Origin of the sequence: Verrucosispora sp. SN26_14.1 (assembly GCF_004307965.1) — a bacterium.
In the GTDB taxonomy this organism is placed as follows: Bacteria; Actinomycetota; Actinomycetes; order Mycobacteriales; family Micromonosporaceae; genus Micromonospora.
Map to the genome: position 1 here is coordinate 1 of NZ_SISL01000465.1, position 4,581 is coordinate 4,581.

3 protein-coding genes and 2 pseudogenes are annotated in these 4,581 nt (G+C 70.6%); all 5 read left to right on the forward strand.

The window, feature by feature from the left end; genetic code table 11:
• Positions 1-868 (forward strand): annotated as a pseudogene (locus EYA84_RS27150) (hypothetical protein); the annotation flags it as partial.
• A gap of 239 nt (positions 869-1,107) precedes the next feature.
• The gene (locus EYA84_RS27155; protein WP_131056605.1) at positions 1,108-2,208 is read left to right on the forward strand and encodes an ABC transporter ATP-binding protein; all 1,101 of its coding nucleotides are present in this window, start codon (positions 1,108-1,110) and stop codon (positions 2,206-2,208) included.
• A 123-nt stretch (positions 2,209-2,331) separates the two neighbouring features.
• Positions 2,332-3,441, forward strand: a complete 1,110-nt coding sequence (locus EYA84_RS27160) for a PotD/PotF family extracellular solute-binding protein (RefSeq protein WP_131056607.1) — start codon at positions 2,332-2,334, stop codon at positions 3,439-3,441.
• 5 nt (positions 3,442-3,446) lie between these two features.
• Positions 3,447-4,355, forward strand: coding sequence for an ABC transporter permease (locus EYA84_RS27165; RefSeq protein ID WP_131056608.1), 909 nt, complete (start codon positions 3,447-3,449; stop codon positions 4,353-4,355).
• Positions 4,352-4,581, forward strand: a pseudogene (locus tag EYA84_RS27170) (hypothetical protein); the annotation flags it as partial. The gene EYA84_RS27165 and the pseudogene EYA84_RS27170, both read left to right, overlap by 4 nt.

Sequence of the window (4,581 nt, forward strand, 5' to 3'; positions counted from 1 at the left end):
CTCCCCCACCGGCCTGAACGCCAGCCCGGCCCCCGGCTCGGCCACCGCCCTGCCGGCGATCAACCTGACCTGGACCGGCAACGGCAGTCTGCCCGCCGCCACCAGCCACCTGCTGCACCGGGCCACCGACTGCGCCTTCTCCGGTGGCCTCACCGAGATCACCGTGGCCGGCACCGCGACCCGCTACACCGACGCCACCATCACCCCCGGCGTGACCTACCACTACCGCCTGCGCGCGGAGAACACGGTGAGCTGCTCCGCCTGGTCGAACAGCGTTCCGGCGGCGGTGCAGCTCGCCGCCCCCACCGGCCTGACCGCCACCATCCCACCGGCCGCCCCGCTGCGAGCGGCGCTGCGCTGGGCCAACCGCTCCTTCGCCACCGGCATCGACGTCCAGCGGGCCACCAACCCGACCTTCACCAGCGGCCCCGGCACCACCGCCATCGGCGTCGGCGACCACCACCTGGACACCGCGCTGGCCCCCGACACCACCTACTACTACCGGGTACGCACCACCTATCTGGGAGTCGCCTCGCCCTGGTCCACGGTGGCCACCGTGATCACCCCGCCGGTGCCCGGCGTACCCACCGCGGTCAGCGTCGCCACCAGCACGCCCGGCCCGGACACCGCGACCGTCGTGCTCGGCTGGGCGGCGAGCACCCCCACCGGCGCGGGCGCCGGCTTCACCGTGGAACGCGCCCTGGACGCCGCGTTCACCCGCGAGCTGGCGACCTTCACCGTCACCGGGCGCGGTTTCACCAACACCGGGCTGGCCCGAGGCGTCACCTATCACTACCGGATCCGCTCGTTCAACGTGGTGGCCGCGTCCCCGTACACCGGCACCATCCCGGTCACCACCCCGGAGTGACCGGCGGGTCACCGTCGGCGGCGAAGCCTGCGCTCGTGGCGATCCGGATCATCCGCCTGGGCGGGGTCGAGTCGCTGTCCGCTTCGGCCGGATGCGCCCGACGGCAATACGTTTGACGCCCTCTCCTGGTCGAGGAAACCTCGCTCTACCAGGAAGAAATTGCAGCCTCACCCTTGACGGCGGTTGTCGGCGCTGCTGATAGTGAGCGCCAAGGCAAAACGTTACGCCGTGGAGGTGCGATGACATCCGACGCGATTCCCGTCGCCGAGCTCATCGACATCTCCAAGAGTTATCCCGGTGGTCACGCCTCGGCCGTCCGGGGCGTCAACCTCGAACTCCGTGAGGGGGAGTTCTTCTCACTGCTCGGACCGAGCGGCTGCGGCAAGAGCACCACGTTGCGCATCGTCGCCGGCCTGGAGACCCAGACCACCGGCACGGTCAGGATCAAGGGCGAGGACATGGGACGGCGGCCGGCCAACCGCCGACCGACCAACATGGTCTTCCAACACCTCGGCCTCTTCCCCCACCTCGACGTCGCGCAGAACATCGCCTTCGGGCCGAAACTGCGGCGGGTGCCCCGCGAACGACGCGCCGCCGACGTCGACCGGGTCCTCGAACTGGTCGAACTCTCCGGATACCAGCGCCGCTACCCGGAGCAGCTCTCCGGCGGCCAACAGCAACGGGTGGCGATCGCGCGGGCGTTGATCAATCGGCCCGCCGTCCTGCTGCTCGACGAACCGCTGGCCGCGCTCGACCTCAACCTGCGGCACCAGATGCAGCAGGTGCTCCGCGAGGTGCAGCGCAACTCGGGCACCACCTTCCTCTTCGTCACCCACGACCAGACCGAGGCGATGACACTCTCGGACCGCATCGGGGTGATGCGGGACGGGGAACTGTGCCAGGTCGGTGGCGCGGAGGATCTCTACCGTCGTCCGGCCGACCGTTTCGTCGCCCGCTTCATCGGCGACGCCAACGTCCTGGAGATCCCGGTCGAGCAGGGCAGTGCCCGGATCGGCGAGAGCGCGGTGCGGGTGGCCGCCGAGGGCACCGGCGTGGCCCTGTCGGTCCGCCCGGAGGACGTCCGGATCCGGCCGGACACCACGACGGCCGGAACCACCGCCGACGACCCGGACACACCGGCCGGCACCGACACCCCACCGGGACTCGCCGCCCGCATCACCGGCGCCACCTATCTCGGCCCACAGATCCGCTACGACCTGGAGACCGTGGACGGATTCGCGCTCCGCGCGGTCCGCCCGGCGAACGCCGACCGCCTGCCGGTGGGTGACCTGGTCACCGTCCGCTGGCGTCCGGAGGACGCCGTCGTCCTGAGCGCCTGACCCACCGCACCGTCCCGCCGCCGACGATCGGCCCCGGCCTGCGCCGAACGTGCCACCCCTCCCACCCCCGACACAGCGAGCGACGGGCGACCCGTGACGGCCGCCCGCGGAAGGAGTTCCGCGATGAGACAAGGTCGGATCAGCCGGAGAAGTTTCCTCGCCGCGGCGGCAGCGGCCGCCACCGTGCCGGCGCTGGGCGCGTGCGGACGCGAACTCGACCCCGCCGACCAGCGGTCGGACGGCGGCGGCACGCCGGGCAAGGAGACCGTCACGATCTTCGCCTTCCTCGGCAACCGGCTCGCCGACATGCCGAAGGCGTTCGCCGAGGACTACATGAGCCGGCACCGGAACGTCGAGATCAAGATCTACGAGGACAGCAACGCCGTCGGCTACCCGAAGATCCTCGCCGCGCGACAGGCCACGCCGGACAGCCCGCTGGTCAACATGGGCTTCTTCAACTCGCAGATCTCCGCCCAGGGCGACCTCGACGGCGTCTGGAACACCCTCGACTACCCGAGCCTCAGCAACGCCGCCGACGTCAGCGACACGTTCCGCCGTCCCAACTCCAACGGCATCGGCATCGGTGCCGACCAGATCGGCATCGTCTACAACACCACGGCGATCACCACCGCCCCGACGAGTTGGGCCGACCTCTGGGACGACCGGCACCGCGGCAAGGTCACCCTCTTCGACTACTGGTGGCAGGTGGTGATGATGGCCGCGCGGCTCAACGGCGGGTCGGTGGAGAACATGGAACCCGGTTGGGCGCTGTGGAAGGAGAAGGCCCGCAACATCCGCACCCTGGTCACCGCCAATCCGGAGTGGCAGCAGGTGCTCAGCAACGGCACCGCCGACATCACGAGCTGCTGGAACGGCACCGGACTCCAGTTCAAGGCCGACGGCGCGCCGGTCGACTACGTGGTGCCGGAGGAAGGTGCCATCGCGGTCCCGGTCTATCTGCAGACCGTGGCCGGCAACAGCGACAACCAGCAGGAGATCTGTCTCGACATCCTCAACGAGATGCTCTCCCCCCGCTGGTGCCAGATGTGGGCGGAGACGGCGGTGCAGACACCCGCCAACGGCACCGTCACCCTTCCGGCCGAACTCGCCGGACTGCCCGGATTCCAGCCGGCGAACGTCGAGAAGCTGATCTCCGTCGACTGGGGTCTGGTCGCCGAGAACATGACCGCCTGGCGGTCCCGCTGGGACGCCGACATCAAGGCGAACATCTGACCGGCATGGTCCAGACCACCCCGACCGCGCCGGACCGGGCCGCCGCACCGGCCAGGAGGCAGCGGATGCGCCGCGCCGCACCCCGCTACCTCCTGGTCCTGCCCGCTCTCGTCCCGCTCACCGTCATCTTCCTGGGCAGCCTTGCCCAGCTCGCCGAACTCGGCCTGCGTCCGTACTCCGCCGGGCGCATCGGCACCGGGGTCACCCTGGACAACGTCCGCCGGTTCGCCGACGACCCGTACACCTGGCGGGTCCTGGGTGACACGGTCACCCTCGGCGTGGTCTGCGCGGTGCTGGCGGTGGCGCTCGCCTATCCGATGGCGTTGGCACTGCACCGGATGCGCAGCGCGGCACTGCGTGCCGTCGCCGTCTTCCTCATCTTCTCGCCGCTGCTGACCAGCGTGGTGGTGCGGGCGTACGGCTGGAACGTGCTGCTCGGCGACGGCGGGGTGGTCAACCGCTTCCTGGTCGACATCGGGCTGATCGAGGCACCGCTGCGGATGATGTACGGCTTCCCCGCAGTGGTGATCGCCATGGTCCACGTCCTGCTGCCCTTCGCCGTCTTCCCACTGCTCGGCGTCGTCGCCCAGGTGCCGGCCTCGGCCATCGCGGCCGCCCACGATCTCGGCGCCAACCGGCACCAGGTCTTCTGGCGGGTCACCTTCCCGCTGACCCGGTACGGGGTGGTGCTCAGCCTCCAGCTCTGCTTCGCGTTGACCATCAGCGCGTTCGCCACCCCGGCCCTGCTCGGTGGCGGCCGGGTGCAGGTGCTCAGTGGGCTGGTCTACACCAACGTCGGTGCGGTCGACTGGCCGATGGCGGCCGTGCAGTCGTACGCGCTGCTGTTCATCGCCCTCGCGCTGGTCGGTGTCGTCAGCCTCGCCGCCCGACTGACCGGACGGAGGCGGGGATGAACCGCAACCGGGCCTTCACCCTCACCGCGCTCCTGCTCGGGCTGGCCTTCCTGGTCACCCCGCTGGTCTTCGTCGTGGTCAACTCCTTCAACGACTCCGGCTACGGTGCCTGGCCGCCGCCGGGCTGGTCGTTGCGCTGGTACGAACGCCTCGCCGAGCAGGACGGCTTCGGGCGGGCCGCGCTGCGCAGCCTCGGCATCGCCGCCGTCGCCGCCCTGGCGGCGAC

Coding starts and splice junctions, on each gene's coding strand:
- EYA84_RS27160 (WP_131056607.1), top strand. CDS start 2,332: ATGAGACAAGGTCGGATCAGCCGGAGAAGTTTCCTCGCCGCGGCGGCA.
- EYA84_RS27155 (WP_131056605.1), top strand. CDS start 1,108: ATGACATCCGACGCGATTCCCGTCGCCGAGCTCATCGACATCTCCAAG.
- EYA84_RS27165 (WP_131056608.1), top strand. CDS start 3,447: ATGGTCCAGACCACCCCGACCGCGCCGGACCGGGCCGCCGCACCGGCC.